The sequence below is a fragment of the Chitinophaga sp. genome (genome assembly GCF_036569125.1).
Taxonomy (GTDB): domain Bacteria; phylum Bacteroidota; class Bacteroidia; order Chitinophagales; family Chitinophagaceae; genus Chitinophaga.
This window is the reverse complement of record NZ_DATCRF010000512.1, coordinates 1-2,397: the sequence shown is the minus strand read 5'-3', so window position 1 is coordinate 2,397 and position 2,397 is coordinate 1. Positions and strand designations below refer to the sequence as shown.

2 protein-coding genes are annotated in these 2,397 nt (G+C 50.4%); both read right to left on the bottom strand.

Annotation, left to right across the window (positions count from 1 at the left end):
• Nucleotides 1-1,875 (bottom strand): glycoside hydrolase family 97 protein (locus VIM87_RS19395; protein ID WP_331998598.1); only part of this gene is annotated, 1,875 nt, incomplete at its 3' end.
• A gap of 251 nt (nucleotides 1,876-2,126) precedes the next feature.
• A partial coding sequence (locus tag VIM87_RS19390; protein ID WP_331998597.1) for a MauE/DoxX family redox-associated membrane protein occupies nucleotides 2,127-2,397 on the bottom strand: 271 nt, incomplete at its 5' end.

Below are 2,397 nucleotides of genomic sequence, written 5' to 3'. Positions count from 1 at the left end.
GAACTGGTAGTCAGCCGCGTGTTGGTCGGCGTTAATGCCATCCTGAACAGCTTCCAGCTGGAAGCTGCCACTGCCCAGGAAGCTTAGGTCCAGGTCCAGTTTACGGGCATCCCAGTTGGTCATGGCGCCAATGTACCAGGTATCACCTTTTTTACGGGCAATGGCTACATATTCACCGGCTTTGCCCTGCAGGGCGATGGTAGTGTCCCAGGTGGTGGGTACCTGCGCAATGAATTGTGTGTATTCCGGCTCTTTCAGGTAGTTGGAAGGGTTGTCGCACAACATCTGCAGCGGAGCGTCATACACCACGTACATGGCAGCCTGGTGGCAGCGGGTGCCCTGGCTCATGGGTTCAGAAAATACAGGACGGAAGTTATCCTTATTGGCGTTGATCATGGCGCCGGGTGTGTAATCTATCGGCCCCGCCACCATACGGGTAAAGGGCAGGGTTACATCATGGCCGGGTGTAATTTCATTACCGCCTTTGCTGTTCTCCAGGCCTTTCACGCCTTCGTAGTTGATCACGTTAGGGTATTTGCGGTTCAGGCCAGATGGTTTATAGGCGCCGTGAAAATCCACCAGCATTTGCCGTTTGGCGCATTCCTGTGCGGTGCGTTCATAAAAGTTCACCATCCATTGGTCGCCGCGCTGCATAAAGTCTACTTTAATGCCTTTAACACCCCAGGAGGCGTACAGGTCCAGCGCTTCGGTCATATGCTCATCCAGGGCATTCCACAGCACCCAGAGTATAATACCCACGTTCTTGCTTTTGGCGTAGCTGAGCAGCTCCGGCATATCCAGCTGCGGGGTGGAGTGGAGGATGTCCAGCGTGGTGCGGGTCCAGCCTTCATCCAGAATAATATATTCCAGGCCGTATTTAGCGGCAAAATCCACATAATATTTATAGGTGGCAGTGTTAATGCCGGCGCGGAAATCCACGTTGTAAATGTTGTTGGCATTCCACCAGTCCCAGGATACTTTGCCGGGTTTTATCCAGCTGGTATTTTGTAAAGCATTGGGTGTGGAGAGCTTGTACACCAGCTCATTTTCCAGCAGGCCTTTATCATCCGGGCTAATGATCAGCGTGCGCCAGGGAAAGCTGCGGGTACCGCTGGTTTTTACAATGTAATCAGCGTTCTGCAGAATTTTGGTGCTCCGGTCGCTATGCAGCTCCTCTTTCAATATCACCGGCGGAAACTGGGCTTTCAGCGCATTGCTGTTGGTGCCGAACAGGAACTGGTTGGGATAGTCGTGCAGGTCGGCTTCCGTGATCATCACCTTAGTGCCTTTTGCGGTGCTCAGGTAAATGGGCAGGCCGGCATACAGCTTATCGGAGATCTGGGCTATGCTGGTATCTTTAAATCCGTATTCATAGTGGCTCTGGAAAGTGGGGGATACATGACCGTCTACCGGCCACCAGCTCCGGTCGTTTTCCGGCAGCTGGTATTGGATGGGTTCATTTTTTACGATGATCTCCTTGCCCAGGGCGGTTTCAAAGCGGTAAGCCACGCCATCATTATAAGCGCGGAAACATACGGTATAATTACCTTTAAAATTCAGGCGCAGCTCATTATACTGTTCGGGTATATGGGCCTGTTTTACGGGTACCACGGCGTCTATCACACTATTTACTGTATTGCGCTGCTGTTTTTTAAGCACGGGTGTTTGTCCTAATACCGGGCCATTGGCCAGCTCCATGCTAATAGTGCTGGGCAGCAGCAGGGTTTCATTGTTATATGTTACAGACCATTGCAGGGTATTGGTGACCTGCACCTTTACGGCTATCCTTTTATCCGGCGAGGTGAGGTCGTAGTCGGTAGCGCGGCTGATGACGGGTGCTAATAGCAGGCAAATGCCTGGGAGGAATTTATTCATGCATGCTGAAGTTTAATGGGGTGTAAAATAGGAAAAAGAGTTTGAGAGTTAGAGCGTTTGAGGGAGTAGCTAAGATATGAGAAGGGGAGGTTTAAATCCGGGAAGCTTCAGGCGCTGTTATGTACACGAAAAGAAGTAATAGGTTCCTTTAAAGAAAATCAGTTCGGGAAAGGGACCGGAGGCAAGAACAAGAGGGGGGACGCAGTGGATGGTTTAAGCGCCAGGCAGCGGGATGGTAAACTTTTGATCAGCTATTTCAATGAAGGGCTTCCATAGGAAGAAAATGGCTTAGTAGTATCATCAGCTGCTTTTACCTTCCGTTGTTTTCGTTCCAGCAGTGCCGCTATCAATGCTAACAAAGTAAACACAATATTAAATACGATATGCTGGCCCCAGCTCATTTCCTGTAGTACGCCGCCACAGCTGCAGGGCAGCTCTTTGCTGAAGCTTACGATCGCAATTACATAGCCGGTAAATGCCAGCATCAATACAAAGGAGGCATATAATCCCCATAAGCGCCAT